This window comes from Arcobacter sp. F155, assembly GCF_004116455.1.
Taxonomy (GTDB): domain Bacteria; phylum Campylobacterota; class Campylobacteria; order Campylobacterales; family Arcobacteraceae; genus Halarcobacter.
In genome coordinates, this window is the sequence record NZ_PDJU01000003.1 from 186,525 (window position 1) to 209,389 (window position 22,865).

Annotated in this window: 29 protein-coding genes; 16 read left to right on the forward strand and 13 right to left on the reverse strand. The window is 29.3% G+C overall.

Annotated features, from left to right (window positions below):
* Positions 1-2: 2 nt before the first annotated feature.
* Positions 3-1,271, reverse strand: a complete 1,269-nt coding sequence (locus tag CRV03_RS05475) for an O-acetylhomoserine aminocarboxypropyltransferase/cysteine synthase family protein (RefSeq protein ID WP_129084141.1) — start codon at positions 1,269-1,271, stop codon at positions 3-5.
* A 281-nt stretch (positions 1,272-1,552) separates the two neighbouring features.
* On the opposite strand from CRV03_RS05475, the gene CRV03_RS05480 reads away from it, so the two are divergent.
* The gene (locus tag CRV03_RS05480; RefSeq protein WP_129084142.1) at positions 1,553-2,788 is read left to right on the forward strand and encodes an NAD(P)/FAD-dependent oxidoreductase; all 1,236 of its coding nucleotides are present in this window, start codon (positions 1,553-1,555) and stop codon (positions 2,786-2,788) included.
* Positions 2,789-2,892: 104 nt separating this feature from the next.
* Here CRV03_RS05480 and CRV03_RS05485 read toward each other — a convergent pair whose 3' ends face one another.
* From CRV03_RS05485 to CRV03_RS05510, 6 genes are all read right to left on the reverse strand, one after another.
* Complete coding sequence (locus CRV03_RS05485; RefSeq protein ID WP_129084143.1) at positions 2,893-3,780, reverse strand: DUF2806 domain-containing protein; 888 nt, start codon at positions 3,778-3,780, stop codon at positions 2,893-2,895.
* Positions 3,781-4,078: 298 nt separating this feature from the next.
* The gene (locus CRV03_RS05490) at positions 4,079-4,267 is read right to left on the reverse strand and encodes a hypothetical protein (protein WP_129084144.1); all 189 of its coding nucleotides are present in this window, start codon (positions 4,265-4,267) and stop codon (positions 4,079-4,081) included.
* Positions 4,268-6,406, reverse strand: coding sequence for a diguanylate cyclase (locus CRV03_RS05495; protein WP_129084145.1), 2,139 nt, complete (start codon positions 6,404-6,406; stop codon positions 4,268-4,270).
* Positions 6,407-6,564: 158 nt separating this feature from the next.
* Positions 6,565-6,819: a hypothetical protein gene (locus tag CRV03_RS05500; RefSeq protein ID WP_129084146.1), complete on the reverse strand. Its 255-nt coding sequence runs from the start codon at positions 6,817-6,819 to the stop codon at positions 6,565-6,567.
* 56 nt (positions 6,820-6,875) lie between these two features.
* Positions 6,876-7,295, reverse strand: coding sequence for a MarR family winged helix-turn-helix transcriptional regulator (locus CRV03_RS05505; protein WP_129084147.1), 420 nt, complete (start codon positions 7,293-7,295; stop codon positions 6,876-6,878).
* Positions 7,296-7,381: 86 nt separating this feature from the next.
* A complete protein-coding gene (locus CRV03_RS05510) occupies positions 7,382-7,630 on the reverse strand; it encodes a hypothetical protein (RefSeq protein WP_129084148.1) in 249 nt (82 codons plus the stop codon).
* Between the two features lie 141 nt (positions 7,631-7,771).
* Here CRV03_RS05510 and dksA point away from each other — a divergent pair, with 141 nt between their 5' ends.
* Entirely contained in the window at positions 7,772-8,152 is a 381-nt protein-coding gene (dksA, locus tag CRV03_RS05515; protein WP_129084149.1) for an RNA polymerase-binding protein DksA, read from the forward strand.
* 277 nt (positions 8,153-8,429) lie between these two features.
* Positions 8,430-9,464, forward strand: a complete 1,035-nt coding sequence (locus CRV03_RS05520) for a CNNM domain-containing protein (RefSeq protein WP_258239015.1) — start codon at positions 8,430-8,432, stop codon at positions 9,462-9,464.
* A gap of 26 nt (positions 9,465-9,490) precedes the next feature.
* On the opposite strand, the gene CRV03_RS05525 is transcribed toward CRV03_RS05520, so the two are convergent.
* On the reverse strand, positions 9,491-10,012 hold the full coding sequence (locus tag CRV03_RS05525) for a rhodanese-like domain-containing protein (protein WP_129084151.1): 522 nt from the start codon (positions 10,010-10,012) through the stop codon (positions 9,491-9,493).
* Between the two features lie 191 nt (positions 10,013-10,203).
* Between CRV03_RS05525 and CRV03_RS05530 the strand changes: the two genes are divergently transcribed.
* Positions 10,204-10,587: a hypothetical protein gene (locus CRV03_RS05530; RefSeq protein ID WP_129084152.1), complete on the forward strand. Its 384-nt coding sequence runs from the start codon at positions 10,204-10,206 to the stop codon at positions 10,585-10,587.
* A gap of 88 nt (positions 10,588-10,675) precedes the next feature.
* Positions 10,676-11,479, forward strand: a complete 804-nt coding sequence (locus tag CRV03_RS05535; protein WP_129084153.1) for a DUF4405 domain-containing protein — start codon at positions 10,676-10,678, stop codon at positions 11,477-11,479.
* A 5-nt stretch (positions 11,480-11,484) separates the two neighbouring features.
* Here CRV03_RS05535 and CRV03_RS05540 read toward each other — a convergent pair whose 3' ends face one another.
* Together CRV03_RS05540 and CRV03_RS05545 are read right to left on the reverse strand one after the other, a co-directional pair.
* Positions 11,485-12,138, reverse strand: a complete 654-nt coding sequence (locus CRV03_RS05540) for an HAD family hydrolase (protein ID WP_129084154.1) — start codon at positions 12,136-12,138, stop codon at positions 11,485-11,487.
* 27 nt (positions 12,139-12,165) lie between these two features.
* Positions 12,166-13,353, reverse strand: coding sequence for a YbfB/YjiJ family MFS transporter (locus tag CRV03_RS05545; RefSeq protein WP_129084155.1), 1,188 nt, complete (start codon positions 13,351-13,353; stop codon positions 12,166-12,168).
* A gap of 76 nt (positions 13,354-13,429) precedes the next feature.
* Between CRV03_RS05545 and ung the strand changes: the two genes are divergently transcribed.
* Together ung and CRV03_RS05555 are read left to right on the forward strand one after the other, a co-directional pair.
* A complete protein-coding gene (gene ung / locus CRV03_RS05550) occupies positions 13,430-14,080 on the forward strand; it encodes a uracil-DNA glycosylase (RefSeq protein WP_129084156.1) in 651 nt (216 codons plus the stop codon).
* A complete protein-coding gene (locus CRV03_RS05555; protein WP_129084157.1) occupies positions 14,074-14,472 on the forward strand; it encodes a DUF695 domain-containing protein in 399 nt (132 codons plus the stop codon). The genes ung and CRV03_RS05555 overlap by 7 nt, the downstream gene beginning before the upstream one ends.
* Before the next feature lies 1 nt (position 14,473).
* Here CRV03_RS05555 and CRV03_RS05560 read toward each other — a convergent pair whose 3' ends face one another.
* Entirely contained in the window at positions 14,474-14,863 is a 390-nt protein-coding gene (locus CRV03_RS05560) for a hypothetical protein (protein WP_129084158.1), read from the reverse strand.
* Between the two features lie 126 nt (positions 14,864-14,989).
* Between CRV03_RS05560 and CRV03_RS05565 the strand changes: the two genes are divergently transcribed.
* Genes CRV03_RS05565 through CRV03_RS05575 form a run of 3 tightly spaced genes read left to right on the forward strand, consistent with a single transcriptional unit; the run spans position 14,990 to position 16,473 of the window.
* The gene (locus tag CRV03_RS05565; RefSeq protein WP_129084159.1) at positions 14,990-15,241 is read left to right on the forward strand and encodes a helix-hairpin-helix domain-containing protein; all 252 of its coding nucleotides are present in this window, start codon (positions 14,990-14,992) and stop codon (positions 15,239-15,241) included.
* 58 nt (positions 15,242-15,299) lie between these two features.
* Positions 15,300-15,713, forward strand: coding sequence for a YchJ family protein (locus CRV03_RS05570; RefSeq protein WP_129084160.1), 414 nt, complete (start codon positions 15,300-15,302; stop codon positions 15,711-15,713).
* A 19-nt stretch (positions 15,714-15,732) separates the two neighbouring features.
* Positions 15,733-16,473 (forward strand): YaaA family protein, encoded by a 741-nt coding sequence (locus tag CRV03_RS05575; protein ID WP_129084161.1) that lies wholly within the window; start codon positions 15,733-15,735, stop codon positions 16,471-16,473.
* Between the two features lie 25 nt (positions 16,474-16,498).
* Here the strand turns inward: CRV03_RS05575 and CRV03_RS05580 are convergent, their stop codons facing one another.
* Positions 16,499-17,776, reverse strand: a complete 1,278-nt coding sequence (locus CRV03_RS05580; protein ID WP_258239016.1) for an NAD(P)/FAD-dependent oxidoreductase — start codon at positions 17,774-17,776, stop codon at positions 16,499-16,501.
* A 10-nt stretch (positions 17,777-17,786) separates the two neighbouring features.
* Complete coding sequence (locus CRV03_RS05585) at positions 17,787-18,083, reverse strand: c-type cytochrome (RefSeq protein WP_129084163.1); 297 nt, start codon at positions 18,081-18,083, stop codon at positions 17,787-17,789.
* A gap of 242 nt (positions 18,084-18,325) precedes the next feature.
* On the opposite strand from CRV03_RS05585, the gene ectA reads away from it, so the two are divergent.
* Genes ectA through CRV03_RS05615 form a run of 6 tightly spaced genes read left to right on the forward strand, consistent with a single transcriptional unit; the run spans position 18,326 to position 22,848 of the window.
* Entirely contained in the window at positions 18,326-18,814 is a 489-nt protein-coding gene (ectA, locus tag CRV03_RS05590) for a diaminobutyrate acetyltransferase (RefSeq protein WP_129084164.1), read from the forward strand.
* Between the two features lie 14 nt (positions 18,815-18,828).
* Complete coding sequence (ectB, locus tag CRV03_RS05595) at positions 18,829-20,109, forward strand: diaminobutyrate--2-oxoglutarate transaminase (protein WP_129084165.1); 1,281 nt, start codon at positions 18,829-18,831, stop codon at positions 20,107-20,109.
* Between the two features lie 3 nt (positions 20,110-20,112).
* Positions 20,113-20,508 (forward strand): ectoine synthase, encoded by a 396-nt coding sequence (locus CRV03_RS05600; RefSeq protein ID WP_129084166.1) that lies wholly within the window; start codon positions 20,113-20,115, stop codon positions 20,506-20,508.
* A 2-nt stretch (positions 20,509-20,510) separates the two neighbouring features.
* The gene (locus tag CRV03_RS05605; protein WP_129084167.1) at positions 20,511-20,819 is read left to right on the forward strand and encodes a hypothetical protein; all 309 of its coding nucleotides are present in this window, start codon (positions 20,511-20,513) and stop codon (positions 20,817-20,819) included.
* Positions 20,816-21,463: a winged helix-turn-helix domain-containing protein gene (locus CRV03_RS05610; protein ID WP_129084168.1), complete on the forward strand. Its 648-nt coding sequence runs from the start codon at positions 20,816-20,818 to the stop codon at positions 21,461-21,463. The genes CRV03_RS05605 and CRV03_RS05610 overlap by 4 nt, the downstream gene beginning before the upstream one ends.
* Before the next feature lie 20 nt (positions 21,464-21,483).
* A complete protein-coding gene (locus tag CRV03_RS05615) occupies positions 21,484-22,848 on the forward strand; it encodes an aspartate kinase (RefSeq protein WP_129084169.1) in 1,365 nt (454 codons plus the stop codon).
* The last annotated feature ends 17 nt before the right edge of the window (positions 22,849-22,865 follow it).

Here is a 22,865-nt window from a genome sequence, read left to right on the forward strand (position 1 = left end):
CCTTACGCTAATGCTTGCTCTAAGTCTTCAATTAAATCTTTTGGATTTTCTAATCCAATAGATAACCTAACAGTGCTAGGATTCACACCTGCTTTTAATAACTCTTCTTCACTCATTTGTGAATGAGTTGTTGAAGCTGGGTGTACAATTAACGACTTAGAATCACCAATGTTTACAACAACACTAAATAACTTAGCTTGGTCAATTATTGTTTTTGCTGCTTCATAAGATTCAGCTTCAAAAGAGATAAGACCAGAAGACTTACCATCTTTGAAATATTTTTGTGCTTTGTCATAGTCTGCATTTGACTCTAATCCAGGGTAGTTAACTGATTTAACTTTTGGATGAGATTCTAAAAATTTGGCTACTTCTAAAGCACTGTTTGAATGTTTTTCCATTCTAATATCTAAAGTTTCAATTGCTTGTAATAGTAACCATGAGTTATGTGGTGACTGTGCAGCTCCAATATCTCTTAAAAGGTTTAATCTAATTCTTAAACAAAAGTTTGGAAGAGGAACATCAACATAAACTAATCCATGATATGATTCATCTGGCTCAACAAAGTGTGAATATCTGTTTGCATTTTCTTTGAAAAACTCTGCTAAACCATCTCTTTCAACAACAATACCACCAACAGCAGTACCTTGACCGTTTGTATATTTAGAAGTTGAGTGAACAACTACATCTACTCCCCATGAAATTGGGTTAAATAAAGCTGCACTTGCAACTGTATTATCACAAACTGTTAAAACACCATTTCTTTTAGCGATTTCAACAATTTTTTCTACATCTGCAATAGCAATTTGTGGGTTTGATAATGATTCAAAGAAGATAGCTTTTGTTTTATCATCAATTTGCTCTTCTAAATCACTAGCATCAGCACTTTTAAATACTTTTGCAGTAATCCCAAATCTTTTAATAGTGTGAGTTAATAAAGTAACTGCACCACCATATAGTTTGTCTGAGATTAAAATATTATCACCTGCTTCAGCAACATTTGCAATAGCATAGAAGATTGCAGATTGACCACTTGCTGTACAAATAGCAGCTGCTCCACCTTCAAGTTGTGCAAATCTTTGTTCTAATACATCAGTAGTAGGGTTCGTAAGTCTAGTATAAATAGAACCTAACTCTTTTAATGCAAATAAGTTTGCTGCGTGTTCTGCATCCCTAAATGCATAAGCAGTTGTTTGTGCGATTGGCACAGACATAGTACCCCAACCTTCTTTGTTGTTGTAACCTCCATGAACTGCAATTGTTTCTTTTTGCATTTTTTTTCCTTTATAAAATTGTCTTTTTTTATTTTGTAGTGAAATTGTATAATATTTTTAAATTAAAGTCAAGTGTTTTAATAGTGATTAATCAAATAGGCTTTATATCTGGGCTGTGAATTATAGTTGATTAACTTAGTATGGATTGATTAAGATGTTAAGAAAATATTTGTTATAATCCCCATTATATCAAAGTTATAAGTATCTATCAAGATATAAAAATCATTTTGTAATAAATAATATTTATCATAATAAAAAAATTTGAAAAAAAAGAGTACTAAATGAGTAAGATTGCAATAATAGGTGCAGGAGCAGCAGGTTTAATAGCTTCAATTACAGCAAAAAGTGAAAATCCAAGTCTTGAAATTGACCTATTTGATATTAATAATGCCATAGGAAAAAAGATACTTGCAAGTGGAAATGGAAGATGTAATATCTCAAATATAAATGCCCAAGTTTCTAACTATATAGGAGAAAACCCTTCTTTTACTAGCTACTGTTTAAAGCAGTTTGATTTTAACCATTTTAAAAAGTTTAGTAAATCACTTGGGCTTTTACTTGATGTTAAAGAAGATGGTAAGGTATATCCTTTATCAAATGAAGCAAAATCTGTAACTACTCTTTTACAATCTAAACTAGAAAGCTTGGGTTTAAATTTTATCGGCAATACTAAAATAGTAAAGATTAGAAAAGAAGAAGAGAAATTTATACTTAGTTCAGAAGAGAAAGAGTTTAAAGATTATGATAAAGTCTTGATTAGTTCTGGACTTGCTGCAGCTCCACAGCTAAACTCTACAGAAATAGGAATGGATATTGCAAGTAGCTTTGGACACTCGTCAAATATAACTTACCCTTCACTTGTGGGACTTCAAACAGACTTTGAACATAAAGCTAGACTTCAAGGGGTAAAAAAAGAGTCTTTAGTCACTCTTTATATAGATGGACAAAAAGAGAATGAAATCTTAGGGGATGTTTTATTTACTAAGTATGGGGTTTCTGGCTTTGCTATTTTAGATATCTCTCAATATGCTGTTTATCCAATGTCTTTATATCAAGATGTACAAATAGCTATAAATCTTTTCCCAAAACAAACTAGAAATGAAGTTTTAGGAATGATAGAGTCTTTAGTGAAGTCTTTACCAAATGAAAAACTAGGAAATATCCTTAGTGGAGTAGTTTCAAATAAACTAGTTCCAGTAATCCTTGATATGATAAAAGTAGATAGTGAAATAAAAGCCATTGATGTAAATGCAAAACATATTAGAGCTATAGTAAACACTCTTATAAATCTTAGAATGAAAGTTATTGATACTCAAGGTTTCAAACATGCAGAAGCTAGTGGCGGTGGAGTTAGAACTGATGAAGTTGATGATAAAACTTTTGAGAGTAAGAAGTGTAGGGGGCTTTATTTAGCTGGAGAGGTGTTGGATATTGTGGGTAACCGTGGGGGATATAATCTTCAGTTTGCTTGGGCTTCAGGATATTTAGCTGGAAAAAGTATGTCGAGAGGAAAATAACTACTTTTATCCAATCTCTACGTTCGACACAAATTTTTAAGTAAGTCATTTACAAAAGTAAACTCCTTGCTTAAAAATTCTATCTGCCTTGACCTTGAATAAAATTAGTTATTTGATTTAAATAGATATCTATTTTCTAAAGATTCTGAAAGTATAAAACCTTGTTTATAAAAACTAGTTATAATAGAATCATAATAAGAAGATTCATAGTTTTGATTATCTAATATTATACTCATTAAATCTTGTCCTATTTTAGTTAAAGCGATTATTCCTATATTAACTTTATAGTTTTTAGAGTTTGAAGCTTTGATGTTAAGTTGTCTTCCTTTATAAAAACAAATAGCTTCTATTTTATTTGCAATAAGCTTAACTAATCCAAAACTTTCGGTAGTTATTAACCCTATAGATTCTAAATGAGTTAATTCATTATATGAAAGAAGTTTATTTGTTTCTTTATCTTTATGGTTTAAAATAATAGGTTGAATGTCGTCAAAAATCCAACAAAAATGGCTTAATTTATTAAATATTTCTGCATCATATCTATCCATTGTAGACATAAACTCAATAGTTCTTTTAGAGTGTTTTCCTGGAGTATTTGCTTCTCCAGCAAGAACTTTACCCCATAATTTTTGCATATCTTCATCTGAAATTAATTTGCACTTATCAAAAAAGTTACTTATCCAATCATCTTCAATATTTTCAGGAGATGCATTCTCTTTTATTGAATCAAAAGATTTTTCTGTAATAGCTTCAATATTTTCTTGCTTTTTAATTTCTTCATTAACAAGTCTATTTAAAGCTCTCTTTTGAATTTCTTCAATTTCTAAATCTACAAGCGCTTTTGTCTTTGCTGCATCTGCTTCAGCTTTTGCTTTTCTTCGAATTTTTGTTGGTTCATAAATCACTCCTGTTGCATTAGCTATTTTCTCAATTAGTGTATTCATTGGTTTAGCAAATTTACCAGCATTTACAACAGATATATCAGTACCCATATTAAACCTTTAAGTATTTTAAATAATTATATTTAAAGATTAATAAATAATCTATTTTATGTAATAATAGTCTTAATTATTAGTAAAAAATCCCACATTTGCAGAAGCTGAAAGTTTATAAATTAATTTCGCAAAAAGCTGAGAACTGTTTGAATGAATAAAAGATATTAAATATATCTTTTGTGAGTGAGTTTTCGAAGCTAGAAATAAATTTAAAAACTTGAAGGTATTTGCTTTAGCAAACTTCGAAACCGTGGGTGGCTTTTTGTTTTACTTTTTGCCATCAAAAAGTAATAGACTAAAACCTATCTTTCAAAACCTGCACTCTAGAAAGTTTACTAATCTCAAACTTTCCAGAGTCACTATGTAAAATATTCTCTTCTATTTTTAAAGGTTTAACTTTCTTATATGATTTATTCTCATATGAAAAGCTAACATAGTTTTTATCTTCAACAGCTTTTTGTAAAAATCTTTGTTCTATAGTCATTTATTTGTACTCGATTTTATTTCTACCATTATCTTTGGCTTTATAAAGTGCATCATCTGCTCTTTTTAGAATTGACTCAATAGTATCACCTCTTTGAGACATGGTTACCCCAAAACTTGCAGTTTTATTTTCTACTTTAGAAAACTCATAGTTGCAAATCTTTTCTTTAAAAGTTTCCATTAGTTTAATCACCCCTTGTACATCTGATTCTGGGCAGATGATTACAAACTCTTCTCCACCATATCGTCCTACAAAGTCTGTTTTTCTTCTATTTGTATTTAGAATATTTGCAAGCTCTTTTAGTACTTTATCTCCAACTTGGTGACCATATGTGTCATTTACTTCTTTGAACTTATCTATATCAACTATTGCTAAACCAAAGTTGTGATTAAACCTTTCGCTTCTATTTATCTCAAACTCTAAAAGTTCTTCTATCTTTCTTCTATTGTATAGGTTTGTTAGTTTATCTGTCGTTGCAAGTTTTTCTAGCTCTTTGTTTTTCTCTTCTATATCTTTTTGAGCTTCTTCTAAAAGTCTATTTGTTTTTATGATTTTTCTATTCCAATAAACCACTAAAAGAATAACTATCAAAGAACCAATAGCAATCTTCCATACAAGTCCGTAGTTTACACCTTTTTCATATTTTATTGGAATCCATTTACTAAAGATTTCTCTGTGCATATCATTTGTCATACTATTTATAGCTTTTTGTAAGATGTTTAATAAAATTTCATCCTCTTTTACAACTGCCATAGATAGCTCTAGCGTTTCATTTATCTTTCCTGCAATTTTAAGTTCCCCAAAATACTTGTGCTGAAACTCATATCCAATACTAGCAAGGGTATCAATAAAGCCAAAAAGCTTTCCACTTTTAACTTTGTCAAGCCCTTCATTTATATCTTCAACTTCTACTAAATCAAGAGATGGATACTTCTGTCTTAAAATCTTCACAAAAGCATCACCTTTTATGATACCAACTTTCTCTCCTTCTAAATCAAGGATATGATTTATAAAGGGTACATCAACTTTTGTAGCTACTACAAGTGGTACATTTAAATAGTTACTTGTGAAGTTTAGATATTTTTTTCTTTCGTATGTTTCCATCCCAAGAGCCAACATATCGCACTTTTTCTCTTTGATAAATGTTATTGACTGATTCCAGTTCTCTGTTCTTACAAGCTCAAACTTTGCAGATAAAATATTTTCAAACAAACTATAATAATCAGAGCTAATCCCTGAGTGTTCATTTTTTTCATTTAGACCTTCAAAAGGTAAACCATCAGGGTTTATACAATACTTGATAGTCTTTGTATTTAAATAAGCTCTTTCATCTTTGTTAAGCTCAATATGTCCACCTTTGTACTCTTTTATAGAACCAATCCATTTATTTACTAAAGCTTCTTTCTCTTTTTTTGTAATAGAGTTTAATCCTTTTTGTAAAATTGAACTCAAAATTGGTTTTTCAGGAATTACTCCTAGTCTTAGGTCTTCTTTTTTTGTATTTGGTAAGATAAGTTCACTAGCAAGTTTTAGGTTTGAGTATAGGTTTTTTTTGATTAGATAGTTTATGTTTGTAAGATTTTGCATTAAAGCATCAATCTTCCCAAAAACTAAATCTTTTGTTAGTTCTTCATAGGTGTCATAATATACTAAATTTATATTGTCAATTTTTTGAAGCTCTTTTATATAGAATACATCTTTTAAAACACCAACTTTTTTACCTTCTAAGCTTTTTATTCCAAGATATTCACCAAAATCATCTCTAACAAAAATCATAATAGGAATATCATAATAAGAGCTTGTAAAAGTAGTGAAAGGTTCTCTATATTTTTTATGTGAAATACTTGTTATTACATCTACTTCTTTGTTTTTAAAGGCTGTATAAATAGTCGTCCATTTAGCATACTCTTTTTCAAATACTAGTCCAGTTCTTTGAGATAAGATATTTAGTAATTCATGTTCAAAGCCTACAGGTGTATTTTTTATATAGTATGAAAAAGGCGTAAAATCAGGCATCATCCCGACTTTTACTAGGGGAGTGTTTTTTATAAACTCTTTTTCTTCCTCAGTAAATACTATAGGTTTTGCAACAGCTTGAATAGAAATAAAAAATAGAATACAAAAAAATAGTGTCTTCATAGGTAACCTTAGATTTTAAAAAATGATATTAGGTATTATACATGAAGATGCTTAGAAGAGAAAACATACCTACTCACAAGGAAGAGTAGGTTGTTTATTTTGACGGGTACAAAAATCTAATTCTTTGACTATATAGTCAAGAAATTAGGTAAAAAAATTTATGCGTGTTGATAGTAATTAATATCAGCAGTTGGTCTACCATTAAACTCCACAATTTTATCAAGTCTAATTACAGTACCATCTGCAGTTTCCATAAACTCACTGTTACTTACATTTCTTATGTCCACTATTTTAGAAGTAACAGTCACTTCTTCTTTTTCTTTTAAAAATGTTATCTCACAATTAACGCTATTACTTGCCGCTTCCTCAAACATGTCATATAAATCGCATGAAACCTGTACATAATTATTCATATCTACTCCTTACAATTTTTAGCACACTCAAAAGGACTTTTATAAATATACATTTATTAGAGTTCGAGTTTATCTAATATTTCAAAAAAAAGTTTATGCTCTTTTTCGCTGATTTTAGAATTAAGTCCTTCCCTGAAATCGGTTACATAAGGAAGTGTTTCTTCTAAAATTCGTTCACCTTTTTTTGTTAGCTTTATCTTATTGCTTCTTTTGTCATTTTGGGTATCACTTTCTCTAGTGATCAACTCTTTTTTTTCTAAAGAGTTTAATGAACGACTTATCGTTGTTTTATCTTTACCAAGAAGTTGCGCTATTTTCGTTTGATTAACGTTAGGTTCATATTTAATGATTTCTAGCGTCGCACGTTGTTCAATAGCAATATCATAAGCTGAAAGTATTTTATTTAAACTATTAACAACGCTATTCGAACTTCTGATAAGTCGATAAGCAATAGAGTCTTTTAATGCATAATTCATAAGGCTCCTTTTAGTTGCATATACAATTATTGCATATGCAACCTTTTTTGAAGCTTAAGCAAGTTTAAGGAAAAGTATCAAATCTTTTAACAATATTTTCTATTTTTTGGAGATTCTCCATTAAAAAGTTGTATAAAATCTAATCTAATTTTTTGATTATTTTCAAGAATTACAAACTCTTCTTTGTCTTTTGTTTGTAGATTAATTATTTTTGATTTGATTATTTTTTCTACATCATTTTCTAAATAAACAATTTCACAAATTTGCCCTTTAACGGCGGCTGCCTCAAACTCATCATAAAATGCACAAGGTACAGGTGTATATTTTTTATCCATATTAACTCTTTAAAGATTATTTTTATTTGATATTATACACAATCTTATATTTTATGATAAATAAAGCAAAAAAATATAACAATGCTATTTATTTGCAACTGTGTTGCGGTACAATTAAGAAAAATATTTTTAGGGAAAAACATGCCAAAAAGTTTAAATAAAAAACAAATAGAAGAGATTAAAAGTCTTTTATTACAAAACAAGATGACAATCGAGTCAACACTTAATAATCTGTCTAATGAACATTTAAATTTAAGTGAAATGGATTTAAACGATGAAGGTGATTTCGCAGCAGCAAGTAGAGACTACTCTACAGATGTACATATCAAGAATCAACAATTAAAAGAGTTAAATTTAATAAATCATGCTCTTAGAAAGATTGAAGAAGGAAAGTACACTGGACTTTGTGAAATGTGTGACTCTGAAATTACTATTAGAAGATTAAGAGTTAAGCCTCATGCAATGTATTGTATAGATTGTAGAGACTATATTGAAAAAGAGAAAGTTAAAAAAGCAGTTTAATTACTCAAACTTCTCATATCCAAGAGCTTAGTTTTCTATTCTCTTGGATAAGGACTTCTTTAATGGGAGTTTTTCACGAACTCATTTATTTAGCTTCCTGATGAGTTCGTGATGAATTTCCTTATTCTTATTTAGTCAAAATATTATTGACTTTCCTTATAAAAGTGATTTTCCACTTAATTTATCATTACAATATTGAAGAAAAAATTTATTTTTCTAAAAAATAGTATATAATTAGCAAAAATATTAAAACAATTAGGATATTTAACAGATGTTGATGACAATATATTTTTTGATAGCAGTTGGAGTCTCTTTTCTTTGTTCAATTTTAGAGGCTGTACTTCTTTCAATAACTGATTCTCATATCGAGGTAGTAAAAAAAGAGAAAAAGAAGCTTGGTTCTTTAATGGAGTATCAAAAAAAGAATATAGACTTTTCAATCGCAGCAATTCTTACTTTAAACACTTTTGCTCATACTTTAGGTGCAGCAGGTGTTGGTGCAGAGGCTGCAAAAATGTTTGGTGAAGAGTATATGTTTTATATCTCTGCTGTTTTAACGATTTTGATTTTAGTATTTTCAGAGATTATTCCTAAAACTTTAGGTGCATATTATTGGAAAGGTTTAGCAGGTTTTGCAACTAGAACTATTAAAGGCTTAGTATTTATTACTTATCCTATTTTAATCGTTATGAATAAAATCACTACTTTTATAACTCCTTCAAAAAAAGAGACTATGACAAAAGATGAGATTTTAGCAACAGCTACAATTGCAGAGAAAAAAGGTGTATTAAGAGTAAAAGAAACAGTTATGATTGAAAACCTTTTAAATCTAAATGAGATAAAGGTAAAAGATGTCTTTACTCCAAGATCTGTGGTTTTTTCTGTACAAAAAAATGATTTTTTAGATAGTTTTAATGATAGAACAAAAGTTGATTTAGAAAAGTTCAAAGAGTATTCAAGGGTTCCTATTTATGATGAAGATATTGATGATATTGTAGGAATAGTTATTTCAAAAGAGTATTTCCATGAAATGCTTGAAGACAATTATGAAACAAAAGAAGACTTAATAAAACCAGTTCTTCGTGTAAATGAAAATATCTCTATTTCTAAACTTATTGATATGTTCTTATTAAAAAAAGAGCATCTATTTATTGTAACAGACAATTATGAGCAAACAGAAGGTGTAGTGACGTTAGAAGATGCCTTAGAGTCTTTACTTGGTGCTGAGATTGTAGATGAACTTGATAGTAATGTTGATTTACGAGAAGTTGCAAAAATGCAAATGAAAAATGCTAGAAAGATAGGAGTGTAATCTAAAGGAGAAAATTCCTTTAGATATTATTTCTTCTCTTTACAGTGTTCTGCAAAGAAGTTACCAAATTTAAGACCAGTTCCACCTTTGTCTTTTTTTACTGTATATTTTGTAACTACAGGATTACACTCATCAATCCAAGAGTATAAATCATAAACTTTAACTTGTTTAAATCCCATTTTTCTAATTGTTTCTGCTTCAATTGAAGCTCTTGCAGCAGAGTTACAAACGATAATCACATTTTGTTTGATAAAGTTATCATCCATATCTAAAGCGTGTAAAGCTAAACCTTTTTCTGGTGCTTGTCTTCCAATTCTAACTGAACCTTTGATATGTGCAGCTGCCCACTCTTCCATTGTTCTTACATCTGCTACTAACCAATCTTTTGCTTTTAAAGCTTTTTTTACATCTTCTGTTGTTGCATATGTACCATTTGCTTTATTCTCTTTTTTAAGCATTGAGCTTAATTTGTTGTAATCTACAAACTCTGCTGCAAACATTGAACTTGTTGCAAGGGCTAAAGTTAATAAAAGTGCTTTTAATTTCATTAGTTTTCCTTATGATTTTATTTGTAGAATTATAATCTATAGTTATTTATCTTATGCTTAAAAAAAACTTAACATGATTTATGATAATTATTAACTGTAGTTATATATCTATAAAAAAGAGTTTCTTTTTATTTGTTCTTTATTCAGATGTACTATAATTACATATTTTATTTTATGACATAGGGAACAAAATGGATAATACAGATTTAACAAAAACACCTGAAACAAAGTTTGAAAAGAAGCTTGTACAGGATGCATTCAATGTGAATGTAGCTTTTTATGTTCACCTAAAAGAGTATAATGATCACGTTAGAAGTGAATTAGAGAAAAGACTTGAAGAGGTATTTTTTTATTCAAGAGGTGTTGAGTGGAAATTCGATAGTTTTGGAATAGAAAAAGCAGGAAAAAGAGGTAAAAATATTGTAGGTTACTTTGTTTTTAGAACTGCAAACATTACAGAGCTTAAAAAGCTTTTCAAAGAGTACTTTGAAGACTATGACAATGCAATTAAAATCACTTGCTCAGTTGCTGAGTATAAGAAGATTGATGAAACTTTCTTTGAGTTAGATGTTTAACATCTAGCTCAAGCAAAAACTTACATAAAAATTTCACTTATTTAAATAGATTGGAATATAATAAACTTATAGTATGAAGGAGTTTATTATGAGTCTTAAAAAAATCACATCTTTAACAATGTTATTGTCAATGATTCTTATGACTTACACTGGAATCATGTTGTTTATCTCTCCTCCTGGAAGAGTTGCAAAATGGTCTAACTGGGAAATATTAGGATTAGGAAAAGAAGAGTATGCACAGGTACACTCAACTTTTATGGTTCTATTTATAATAGCTACTATTTTACATATATATTATAACTGGAAACCTATGCTTAGTTATATGAAAAATAAAGCAAAAGTAGTAGTTGTATTTACAAAAGAGATGGCTGTAGCTTTTGTGATTACACTTGTTTTTTTGGTAGGAACTTTAAATGAAGTATCTCCGTTTTCTACATTTATAGATTTTAGTGAAGATATAAAAAATTCATGGGAGCAAAAGTATGAAAAAGCTCCATATTCCCATGCAGAACTTGATACCTTAGAAGAGTTTGCTTTAAAAGTAGACTTTGATTTAGAAAAAAGTTTGGCTATTTTAAAATCAAAAAATATTGAAGCAGATGAAATGGATACTTTAAAAGATATTGCTAAAAACAATAACATAAGTGCTCAAAAAGTTTTCTCAATATTAAGTGAAAAACAAGAAGTTAGTGTTAAAAAGTCTGATTCACTTTCTGGCTTAGGAAGAAAAAATATTTCACAAATAGCAAATGATTTAGGCATTGAGACAGAAGAGTTAATAGCTAAATTAAAAGTTTTAGGAATAGATGCAAAAGGTGAGGATAAGTTTAAAAGCTTATGTGAAAGTGTAGGAAAAACACCAAAAGAAGTAATAGAAGAGTTAGGGTTTTAACTCTTCTATTTAAGTAGTTTAAAGATATCAATTGGAGTTTCAACTATATGGTCGGCTCCATTTTCAATCAACTCTTTTGGACCTCTAAATCCCCAAGATACACCAACTGCTTTCATATTTGAGTTTTTTGCAGTTTGCATATCCACATCGCTATCTCCCACAAAATAGATATTTTCACACTCTAGATTTAAAGCATTTGCAATTTCTATAGCTGCACTTGGGTGGGGTTTTTTAGGAACATGCTCTTTTGAACCATGTACTTCCAAGATATTTGAATATTTCGGGAAAAACTCATCAACATATTTGATTGTAAACTCATGGGGTTTATTTGATAATACAGCTACTTTTATCTCATTTTCATGTAAAAGGTCTAATAAGTCATAAATGCCATCATAAGGCTTTGTATTATCGTGTAGCTCTTGGTCATATACTTCTTTAAATCTTTCTAGAACTTTTCTATTTAACTCTTCTGTAGAATCTTTAGGTACAGCATTATTAACTAAAACTTCTGCACCTCCACCAACAAAATATTTGTAAGTTGCTATTTCATGGGTTGGTAGATTAAACTCTTTTAAAACAATATTTGAACAAAGTGCAATATCTGTTAAAGAATCTATTAGTGTTCCATCTAAGTCAAATATAAATCCATTATTTTTCAAAGTAGTTCCTCATAGTTTATTTTTTGTTTATTTTTCTATTATATTAGAAGATATTTTATCCTTTGAAAATATAAAAGAGATAAAAACTGTAATTAATGCTAAAAGTGAAGTAATCATAAATATATCAGAATAGTCTTTTGTGATATCGTGAACTACTCCCGCAACAAATGGTCCAAAGGCTTGAAATACTGCAAAGAGAATAGTTACAAGGGAAAAGACTTTTGCTGTTTTACTTCCATGAAACTCTATTGAACAAAGTAAAGTTACCAAAGAAGGAATACTCCAAACAGAGATACCAAATAAAATTACTGAAACCCAAATAGAAAAAGAAGGAAGACTAAAAGCTAAACTTCCATGGGCTATAGTTTGTAAAGTAAATACAAAAATCAATGTTTTGTATGCTCCAATCTTATCTGCTAATGTTCCAAATAAAAAGCCAGAAAAAATACTCATAAATCCAAGTAAAGTCCAAAAGTTACCTGAAATATGTGTTGATAATTCATACTTTTGCATTACAGCACTTACAAAAAAGGTTACATAAATAGAGTAAGTAAAACCAAACACTATATAAACAAATGCAATCTTCCAAAAGCTTGTTGTAGTAATAAACTCTTTAGTTTTAAATGTGATATCACTTATATTGTGAGCTGCATGTTTTTTTATTCCAGGTTGGGACATAAAAGCAACAACTAGAAGGATTAAACAAAAAATTATCCATGCTGTTTCCCAAGGAACATCTTTTACAATATCTTGTGTAAAAGGAACTATTTGCCCACTTAATACTATGGCTAAACCACTTGCACTTACTATTATCCCTAAAGCTTTTCCCCTAATATTTTTAGGAATAACATTTGAGATATAAGCCATAATAGCAATATTTGAAATAGCAGAAAAGAAGCCACTAAAAGAATAGAAAAACGATACAAGTTTGTAGTCACTTGTAAGGGTCATTAAAAACATAGAAAAGGCTTGTAATAAAATAGTTGTAAAGATTAATCTATGAGTAGAAAATTTTCTATATAAAAAGTTTGCAAAGAATATTCCAATAAAATAGCCAATAAAGTTTGCAGTTCCTATAAAACCTACTTGTGAAGAACTAAGAAGTAGACTATCTTGTAAGTTTGGTAGAACCATTCCAAAAGAGAATCTTCCAAAACCTAAACAGGCTAAAATTACTAAAAATGATGCGATAATTGATTTTATATATGGTTTCATTCTATTTTTTATCTTCTCTAATAGGCTTTTTTAAATTTAATCTGCAATAATACTCTTTTATAACTAAAGGTAGATTATGAACAGATGGGATGATATTTTAAATATTGAAAAAAATAAAGATTATTATAAAAGTTTAGAAAAGTCTTTAGAAAAAGAGTATGCAACAAAAAAGATTTTTCCACCAAAAGAGTTGATTTTTAATGCTTTTGAAAAAACACCTTTAAAGGATTTAAAGGTAGTTATTTTAGGACAAGACCCTTATCATGGAGAAGGACAAGCACAAGGTTTCTCTTTCTCAACACCAAGTGATATTAAAAACCCTCCTTCTATGCAAAATATTTTAAAAGAGATAAAAGAGGATTTAGGAAATGACTCTATTTGTTTAGATGGAGACTTGACACCTTGGGCAAAACAAGGAGTTCTTTTATTAAATGCAATTCTTACAGTTGAAGAAGCAAAACCAAAATCCCACCACAAAATGGGTTGGGAAACTTTCACTGACAATATTATTAAATATATCTCATCATCATGTGAAAATATAGTTTTCATACTTTGGGGAGCTCCTGCTATTAAAAAAAGCAAACTAATTGATGAAACAAAACATCATATTTTAACTGCGCCTCATCCAAGTCCTTTATCTTCTTATAGAGGTTTTTTTGGGTGTAAACATTTTTCAAAAACAAATGAGATTTTAAAACAAAACAATAAAGAGCAAATACAATGGTAATAAATGAAGATACTTGGGAATTAGTGACAACTGATAGTATAAATCAGTTATTAAGAGTTAAAAAAGATATTGATTTAGAAGGTTTTGAGACCTTAGTAGTAGTAAAACATAACTTCCATGTGGCAGATGATATTATGTTTCCAGACCCTGCATGTTTAGCATTTTTTACAGCCTTTGAAAAAAATCATTTAGAAAAACTTGAAGAAGAAAGCTTTTTAAAGCTTTGTGCAGTTGATATAAAAGAGGGAGTTATGAAGTTTTATATCTATTGTAAAAACTATGAGCAAACTATTGAGCAACTAATTGAGTTCTTAAAAACAAATAGTTTATATGAATGTGAATTTGAAGTAAGTATTGAAGATAAAGGAGCTAGATTAAAAAATTTAATCTAGCTTATTTGTTTAGTTCAGTTAGTAGGTTAACGAAATTTCTATTATGAATTTTGTTTACTTGCATAAAAATAAATGCAACAACAATAACATTTAAGTGAATCATTGCTTCTTTGAACTCTAAAAATGCTAAAACAATACCAGCAACTAAGATAAAAATTGGATATGCTAGTTTAACTCTTTGCTCATCCCTTGCAAAAAGAATTTGATAATCTTTTAGATTTGAACTTATAAAAGATTTGTCCTCTGCTGTAAGTTTTTTCTTGTTTTTTAGGTCATCTAAACCTTTTAATACATCTAACTTTTGTTTGTATTGATAATATTTTACAAATATCATGATTAGTATAACCATTGATATAAAGTTAGATATTAACTCTAGTGGTATTTGTCCCATTGTGTCTTTCCCCTTTGATTTAAAAGATTTTATTATATTTGAGTTTATACTTTACTAATGAGCAGTTTAAATAAAATTAAATGTTATTTATATATAATTTAATTTATTATATAAAAGGAGCAAGAAATGAAAAAAATATTCTTAGGACTAATGTTGAGTTGTGCATTTTTATTTGCATCAATTGACTTAAATAGCGCAAGTAAAGAGGAGTTGATGCAGATAAAAGGCATAGGTGAAAAAAAGGCTTCAATGATAATTGACTTTAGAAAAAAACAAAAAATTAATAATCCTAAAGATTTATTAGTTTTAAAAGGTTTTGGAAAAGGTTTGATTAAAAATATTGAAAAAGATGTAAAAGTTAAAGAAGCTAAAAAGTAGCTATATATTAAAACCTAGGAAATTTTCTGCTAAAATACTATCTAAAAAGGAGTTTGGTATGAAAATTTCTGGGAATTCTTTTTGCCCATGTGGGAGCTTAAAAAAGTATAAAAAATGCTGTAGACTATTTCACTTTGGTGAAACTCCTTTAACTGCATTAGAGCTTATGAAATCAAGATATAGTGCTTATGTTGCAAACAATCAAGACTATATTATTTCAACTACTCATAGAGATAATGCAGAATATACAACTGATATTCAAGGTTGGAAAGACTCAATAAACAATTTTTCAAAGTATAGTGACTTTAGAAAGTTAGAGATATTAGACTTTATTGATGGTCAAGAGGTATCTTATGTGACTTTTAAAGCCACTATATTTCAAGGTGCAATTGATTCTTCTTTTGTGGAAAAAAGTAAATTCCTAAAAGTAGATGGAAGATGGTTGTATCATAGTGGAGAATTTGTACAATAAATTATAAAGGTAAAGATATATGAAGATTTTATTAGCTCCAGCAGAGACAAAAAATAGTGGTGGAGAAAACAAACCTTTTTGTAAAGAGAACTTTTTTTTAGAAGAGTTATTTGAAAAAAGAGAAGAGATTTTTAATACTTACGAAGAGTATGTTTCAAGTTTAACAATAGAAGAACTATCTAAATGGTTTGGTTTAAAAAAGCTAGAAGAAGTAGAAAAATACAAAGAGAGTTTAAAAGATAAGCCAACTATGAAAGCTATCAATAGATATGAAGGTGTTGCCTTTGATGCTTTAGATTATAAAAACTTAGATGAAAAAACGCAAAAGTATATAGATGAGAATGTATTGTTATTCTCAAATCTTTTTGGTCCAATAAAAGCAAATGATTTAATACCTGACTATAAATATAAGCAAGGTGCAAAACTTCCTAATATAAATGTTGAGAAATTTTATTTAGAAAACTTTTCAGATAGTTTAGATGAGTTTGTTGGTGAAGAAGTGATTGATTTACGAGCAGGTTTTTATGAGAAGTTTTATAAAGTAAAAAAAGCAAATGTTTTGACATTTAAATTTATAAAAGATGGGAAAGTTGTTTCTCACTGGGCTAAGTTTTATAGAGGAAAACTTTTACAAGAAATAGCAAAAAATGATATAAAAAATCATAGTGAGTTTATGCAAATTCAAATTCCTGGATTAAAGCTTGAAGAGATTCAAGAAAAGAAAAACGTGAAACTACTTATAATGAGTATCGAGGATTAAGAAGTACTCATATGAGTACTTCTTCTTATTTAAATATATCAGCAGTTTGGTTTTGATACCAACCTACAGCATATTCTGCTTCTAATGCTCTAAATGAAGCATCAGCACCCATAGGACTTAGTCCTCCAGCTCCTGGAACTGTTCTAATTCCATCTTCGTGAGCTTCATAAACAGCAGCAACTGTAATACCATAATTTGGTGCAATTAAACTATAACAAGTATTTGCAAGTTTTGGTGGGTTTACTACAGGTTTATTTTTCAATAATCTTGTGATTTGAAGTGCTGCAATTTTAGCTTGTGAATTTGCAGAGAAACCAGATTTTGGCATCTTTGTTGCAATTGAAGCATCTCCAATTACGTGTACATTTTCAACAAGTCTTGACTCAAAAGTTTTAGTGTTAACTGGACACCAATCACCTTTTGTAAGTCCTGAATCAAATGCAAGTTGTCCAGCTTTTTGTGAAGGAATATAGTTAAGAACATCTGCTTTTACAACTTCATCTTCAGTTGTAATCTCTAATTTCTTAGGATCAACAGAGATAACTTTTCCTCCAAACTCTGCACTTCTCCATTCAATCATATCACCATAAAGGTTTTCCCAACCTTCTTGGAATAGACCTTGTTTAGAGAATTTATTCTTTTGGTCTAAGATAATGATTTTAGAGTTTGGTTTATGAGTTTTTAAATAGTGTGCAACTAAAGAGATTCTTTCATATGGACCAGGAGGACATCTAAATGGATTAGCTGGGGCAACCATTACATATGTTCCTCCATCATTCATTCCTTCAAGTTGTTCTCTTAAAAGTGTAGTTTGAGCACCTGCTTTATATGCATGAGGAGCATACATTTCAGAACCTTCTACATAACCTTTTTCATATTTGAAATCAATCCCTGGTGATACGATTGCTCTGTGGTAAGGAATAACATCACCATTTTCTAAGATTACAGAATTAGTAGCTCCATCAACTTTTTTTACTTTTTCATGGATAACTTGTACTTTATATTTACTCTCTAAAGTTTTGTAATCATGTCTAATATAATCAATATCGTTAAGTCCTGCAATTACAGTATTTCCAAATGGACAAGTGTAATACTCTTTGTTTTGTTCAATTAAGATTACTTCTGTTTCAGGAGAGAATTTTTTCAGATATTTAGCAGCAGTAGCTCCACCGAAACCACCTCCTACTACAACAACTCTTTTTTTATCTTTAGGTAAAGAAACACTAGTGATACTACTACAAGCAGCAAATGAAAGTGCAACTGATCCTACAAGTACTTTATTAAAATGTCTTCTATTCATCATGTTCAATCCTTTATCTTTCTACTTTAGAAAAGTAATAAGAGATTTGTTCTAACTCAGCATCAGTAAAACCTTTTGCATGTTTTTGCATCATTGTTCCTGTCTTTTCCCCATTTTTATAAGCAAGTAACGTTTGATACATAACTGTTTTACTCATACCAGCTATATATGGTGTTATAGTTGTAGATTTTCCATCAGTCCCATGACATGATGCACATGATAGAGATAACATCTTTCCTTGTAAAGCATCGTACTCTACAGCGTAAGTGAAGCTACATAGACAAAATAGTGCTATGAATAACTTTTTCATTTGTGCCCCTTTTAGTGTGTGATTTAGTGAACCTCAAAAATAAAGCTCTTAAATAATAATATTTATTTTTTCTTAAGCGAAAATTAATTTTAGGCTATAAATATTGATATATTTTGAGGTGTTACCATTCGTCTAAGTTTTATCTAAGGTTTATATGTTATAAATTTACACATAAGATGTAAAAAAAATACATATCATATGTAAAATTTTTTATGTCAATAAAATATTTTAAGGAAAGACAAATGTCAAAAAGTGAAATAAATATTTGTAAACCTTCCAAGAAAGATGCACAGAAAATTTACGAACTTGTGAAAAGTACTAAGGTATTAGATGTAAATTCTGAATACCTTTATTTGTTACAAACTACACATTTTCGTGATATTTGTTCAGTTGCAACATATGAAGATAAAGTAATTGGCTTTGTATCAGGATATATGATTCCAAATGAGCCAAATACTCTGTTTATATGGCAGGTTGCAGTTGACTCAGACTTTAGAGGAAATGATTTAGCAAGAAGATTAATTATGGACATAATTCAAAGAGAGGATTTAAATGTAAACTATTTACATACAACGGTATCTCCTAGTAATAATTCATCTATTAGGGTATTTGAAAAAGTTGCAAATCATTATGAAACTCAAATGAATAGTATGGAGTTTTTCGAAGCTAGTGATTTTACTAATCAACATGAAGAAGAGGTTCTATATAAAATAGGACCGTTTAAAAAATAAAGGAAAAAGAGAAGATGAGAATTTTTGAAAACTTAGAATCAGAGGTAAGAGGTTATATCAGGAGTTTCCCAACAATTTTTGAAAAATCAAAGGGAGCTATTTTAACAAATGAACAAGGTGAAGACTTTATTGACTTTTTTGCAGGAGCTGGAACATTAAACTATGGACACAATAATGATCACATTAGTTCTGCATTAATTGAGTATATTCAAAAAGATGGTGTTGTTCATGGACTTGATATGGCAACAAGTGCAAAAAAAGAGTTTTTACAAACTTTCCAAGACACAATCTTAGTACCAAGAAACCTTGATTATAAAGTTCAATTTACAGGACCAACTGGTACAAACTCAGTTGAAACAGCTTTAAAGCTTGCAAGACTTGTAAAGGGAAGATCAAATGTAGTTTCATTTACAAATGGTTTCCATGGTTTAACTCAAGGTTCATCTTCTGTTACTGGTAATAATGACTACAGAGATGAGAGTTATATTAGTAGAACAAATGCTACATTTATGCCTTTTGATGGTTACTTTGGTGATATGAATACAATGGCATACTTTAGAAAGTTTTTAGAAGATAGCAGTAGTGGTGTTGATATTCCAGCAGCTGTTATTGTTGAAACTATTCAAGGTGAGGGTGGAATTAATGTTGCATCTAAAGAGTGGTTACAAGAGCTTGAGTCAATTTGTAGAGAGTATGATATTTTATTAATTATTGATGATATTCAAGTTGGTAATGGTAGAAGTGGTGAATTCTTCTCATTTGAATTTGCAGGAATTAATCCAGATATCGTAACTATGTCAAAATCTATTGGTGGTGGTTTACCAATGGCACTTGTATTATTAAAGCCTGATTTAGACCAATGGAAACCTGGTGAGCATACTGGTACATTTAGAGGAAACAACTTAGCATTCGTTGCTGCAAAAGTTGCAATTGAGCAGTATTGGCAAAATGATGACTTATCAAATGCTGTTAAATACAAAGAAAAAGTAATTAAAGATGAGCTTCAAAAAATAGCTGATAAATATAAAGATGATTTAGAAGTAGTTGTTAGAGGTAGAGGTTTAGCATATGCATTTGATATTAAAAATGATAACTCAGTTGCGGGAGAACTTTCTTCTTTAGCATTTGAAGAGAAACTTATTGTTGAAACTTGTGGTAGTGAAGACCAAATTGTTAAGTTTTTACCACCATTAATTATTGATGAAGAGACTCTACTTGAAGGTTTAAAAAGATTTGATAAAGCAGTTGGAAGATTAGTAAAAGAAAAGAAAGAAAAATTAACAGGGGAGTTTTAATAGATGATTGTTAAAGATATCAAAAAAGATGTAATGGGAACTGAAAGAGAAGTATTTGCTGAAGGTGGACAATGGGTTAGTAGAAGAATGCTTTTAAAAGATGAAGGCATGGGATTCTCTTTCCACGAAACAATTATTAAAGCAAATACAAAAACGCATATCCATTATCAAAACCATTTAGAAGCAGTTTATTGTGTAGCTGGAAATGGAAAAATTGAAGATTTAGCAACAGGTGAAGTACATGACATCTATGATGGTGTTATGTATGCTTTAAACAATCATGATGACCATAACCTTTATGGTGGAAGTGAAGACATGAGACTTATTTGTGTATTCAATCCTCCAATTAAGGGAACTGAGCACCATGATGAAAATGGAGTATATCCCTTAGAGGACTAATTGTGAGATTTATCTATATTAAAAACTATTTAAATATATCAAGGGAAAAGAAATTTGAATTTATAAAGTTCATCTATAGCTTTGAAGAGTTTAATTTAATTAATCAAAAAATTGTTTTAAATGACAATGCATTAATTATAGAACTAAGCAAAGACTCTTCTTTTGATATTGCTAAAACTCAAATAGATAAATTTTTTCAAGATTATGACTATATTGAAACATTTTTTATTGACTCATTAGCCATAGAAGAAGATAATACTCTAATTTTAAAAAGAGATGATGAAGTGGTTAGGAGTGTATATATTAAATGAGACTATTAACATATAACTTGGATGAGAAACTATTAGATTATATAGATGAAGAGCAATTATATATAGTAGATATTGCAGAAGATATAAGTGATGCAATATATCACAGTGAAGTAAGGTATTACAATTTAGTAATTGTAGATTGTAATAACTACTTTGACTGTAAAAAGATATTAAGAAATATAGATAATAGAGTAACAGCAGTAGTATTTTTAGTAGATGATTGGACAAAACAGTTAGAAGTAAGTCTATTAAAAAAAGGTGCAATTTCAGTACTAAAAAAGCCAACTTCTAATGAATATATCTTAGCAAAAATGGAGTCAATCCATAGAGATAACTTTAAAAAAGAACTTTTTTATAAAGACAACTATAAAGCTGACTTAGAGGAAAAAGCCTTAGTAAGTGATGACAAAAAAGTTGTATTTAAAGGAAAGTCTTTTTCTATTTTGAGTTATCTAATAAAAAATAGATATAGAGCACCAATCTCAAAAGATGAACTACTACAAGCAAACTGGGATGAACCAGAGATGGTATCAGATAATGTAATTGAGGTTAACATTAACTCAATTAGAAATAGTCTAAAAAAAGAGTTTGATGAAAACTTTATTGAAACAGTTAGACATAGAGGCTATAAGGTAAGTATTTAACTTATAAGGAAATAAGAAAAATGAATGTAAAAGTATGTAAATTTGGAGGAAGTTCAGTAAAAGATGCCTCCCAGATAAAAAAAGTTTTTAATATTATTAAAAGCGATGAAAAAAGAAAAGTAATAGTAGTTTCTGCACCTGGTAGAGATGACACTCACAATGAAAAAATAACTGACCACTTACTAAACCTTTCAACTGATGGAAATCATTTTTGTGAACAGAAAATAGAAGTATCTGCAAAAGATAGTTTTGCTGCAATTATCAATAAGTTTGAGCAACTTTGTAAAGATTTAAAAGTAGATAGTAAGCCTATTATTGATTCCCTAGTAAAAGATTTAAATAATAACTCTTTAAAAGGTGAAAAAAGAAATGCTTTTTTTCTATCAAGGGGAGAGCACTATAATGCAAAACTTATAACTGAGTTTATGCGAAAAAATGGTTTAAATATAAAACTAATGCTTCCTGAAGATTTTGGTTTTATTCTTACATCTGAATATTGTGATGGAAAGGTTTCTAAGAAAACTCACAAAAATATTAGTGAGTACTTCAATTTTGAAAAGGCTGATTACTATTTAGTGCCTGGTTTTTATGGAATAAATGAAGATAAAGAAATTTCTGTTATGAGTAGAGGTGGAAGTGACCTTACTGGTGGAGAATTAGCTTATGCTTTAGATGCAGATATTTATGAGAATTGGACTGATACAAATGGAGTTTATGAAGTTGACCCTAGAGTGATTGAGGGAGCAAATGTTATTCCTAGACTTACTTTTAAAGAGTTAAGACTATTAAGCTCTAAAGGTTTTAACGTATTCCATTTTAATGCAATGTTAAATTGTAAAAAAAGTAAAATACCAATTAATATTAGAAATACAAATAATCCAGAACATGAAGGTACACTTATTTTAAATGAAAGAGTACCTATGGAAGACTTAGTAGGTATTGCAAAACTTGATAATATGGCTGCAATTCATTTACAAAAAGATATGTTAGCAGATGAAATAGGTTTTACAGCAGAACTTCTTAAAATCTTTAGTGAGTTTGGAATAAATACATATCACTATCCTACAGATAGAGATGATATCTCTATTTTAGTTGACCAAGAAGATTTAAAAGGTAATATTAACAATCTAAGAAGAGAGATTGAAAGAAGACTAAAAACTGATAATATCTATGTTACATACAACTTAGCAATCATTACCCTTGTAGGAATTGGACTAAGAGAGAATGCTTTTGCAATAGTAGATGCAATTACAGCATTAAAAGAAGAGAACATGTCTTTTGAGATGTTTGATATGAGTCCTTCAAAAATTTCATTCCATATTGGTGTATCTCAAAATATTTCTGACATAGCTTTGGAAACTTTATACAAAAAAATGTTATCTTAGGGGAAATTTACCCCACA

Bases quoted from the DNA above. Each gene is read 5' to 3' on its own strand.
- CRV03_RS05610 (WP_129084168.1), top strand. From the start codon at position 20,816: ATGAGACTATTAACATATAACTTGGATGAGAAACTATTAGATTATATA.
- CRV03_RS05580 (WP_258239016.1), bottom strand. From the start codon at position 17,776: ATGATGAATAGAAGACATTTTAATAAAGTACTTGTAGGATCAGTTGCA.
- CRV03_RS05615 (WP_129084169.1), top strand. From the start codon at position 21,484: ATGAATGTAAAAGTATGTAAATTTGGAGGAAGTTCAGTAAAAGATGCC.
- CRV03_RS05525 (WP_129084151.1), bottom strand. From the start codon at position 10,012: ATGAAATTAAAAGCACTTTTATTAACTTTAGCCCTTGCAACAAGTTCA.
- ectA (WP_129084164.1), top strand. From the start codon at position 18,326: ATGTCAAAAAGTGAAATAAATATTTGTAAACCTTCCAAGAAAGATGCA.
- CRV03_RS05555 (WP_129084157.1), top strand. From the start codon at position 14,074: ATGGTAATAAATGAAGATACTTGGGAATTAGTGACAACTGATAGTATA.
- CRV03_RS05495 (WP_129084145.1), bottom strand. From the start codon at position 6,406: ATGAAGACACTATTTTTTTGTATTCTATTTTTTATTTCTATTCAAGCT.
- CRV03_RS05575 (WP_129084161.1), top strand. From the start codon at position 15,733: ATGAAGATTTTATTAGCTCCAGCAGAGACAAAAAATAGTGGTGGAGAA.
- CRV03_RS05600 (WP_129084166.1), top strand. From the start codon at position 20,113: ATGATTGTTAAAGATATCAAAAAAGATGTAATGGGAACTGAAAGAGAA.
- CRV03_RS05475 (WP_129084141.1), bottom strand. From the start codon at position 1,271: ATGCAAAAAGAAACAATTGCAGTTCATGGAGGTTACAACAACAAAGAA.
- CRV03_RS05500 (WP_129084146.1), bottom strand. From the start codon at position 6,819: ATGAATAATTATGTACAGGTTTCATGCGATTTATATGACATGTTTGAG.
- CRV03_RS05490 (WP_129084144.1), bottom strand. From the start codon at position 4,267: ATGACTATAGAACAAAGATTTTTACAAAAAGCTGTTGAAGATAAAAAC.
- CRV03_RS05520 (WP_258239015.1), top strand. From the start codon at position 8,430: ATGACAATATATTTTTTGATAGCAGTTGGAGTCTCTTTTCTTTGTTCA.
- CRV03_RS05480 (WP_129084142.1), top strand. From the start codon at position 1,553: ATGAGTAAGATTGCAATAATAGGTGCAGGAGCAGCAGGTTTAATAGCT.
- CRV03_RS05530 (WP_129084152.1), top strand. From the start codon at position 10,204: ATGGATAATACAGATTTAACAAAAACACCTGAAACAAAGTTTGAAAAG.
- dksA (WP_129084149.1), top strand. From the start codon at position 7,772: ATGCCAAAAAGTTTAAATAAAAAACAAATAGAAGAGATTAAAAGTCTT.
- CRV03_RS05505 (WP_129084147.1), bottom strand. From the start codon at position 7,295: ATGAATTATGCATTAAAAGACTCTATTGCTTATCGACTTATCAGAAGT.
- CRV03_RS05585 (WP_129084163.1), bottom strand. From the start codon at position 18,083: ATGAAAAAGTTATTCATAGCACTATTTTGTCTATGTAGCTTCACTTAC.
- CRV03_RS05510 (WP_129084148.1), bottom strand. From the start codon at position 7,630: ATGGATAAAAAATATACACCTGTACCTTGTGCATTTTATGATGAGTTT.
- CRV03_RS05560 (WP_129084158.1), bottom strand. From the start codon at position 14,863: ATGGGACAAATACCACTAGAGTTAATATCTAACTTTATATCAATGGTT.
- CRV03_RS05535 (WP_129084153.1), top strand. From the start codon at position 10,676: ATGAGTCTTAAAAAAATCACATCTTTAACAATGTTATTGTCAATGATT.
- CRV03_RS05545 (WP_129084155.1), bottom strand. From the start codon at position 13,353: ATGAAACCATATATAAAATCAATTATCGCATCATTTTTAGTAATTTTA.
- CRV03_RS05565 (WP_129084159.1), top strand. From the start codon at position 14,990: ATGAAAAAAATATTCTTAGGACTAATGTTGAGTTGTGCATTTTTATTT.
- ectB (WP_129084165.1), top strand. From the start codon at position 18,829: ATGAGAATTTTTGAAAACTTAGAATCAGAGGTAAGAGGTTATATCAGG.
- CRV03_RS05570 (WP_129084160.1), top strand. From the start codon at position 15,300: ATGAAAATTTCTGGGAATTCTTTTTGCCCATGTGGGAGCTTAAAAAAG.
- ung (WP_129084156.1), top strand. From the start codon at position 13,430: ATGAACAGATGGGATGATATTTTAAATATTGAAAAAAATAAAGATTAT.
- CRV03_RS05485 (WP_129084143.1), bottom strand. From the start codon at position 3,780: ATGGGTACTGATATATCTGTTGTAAATGCTGGTAAATTTGCTAAACCA.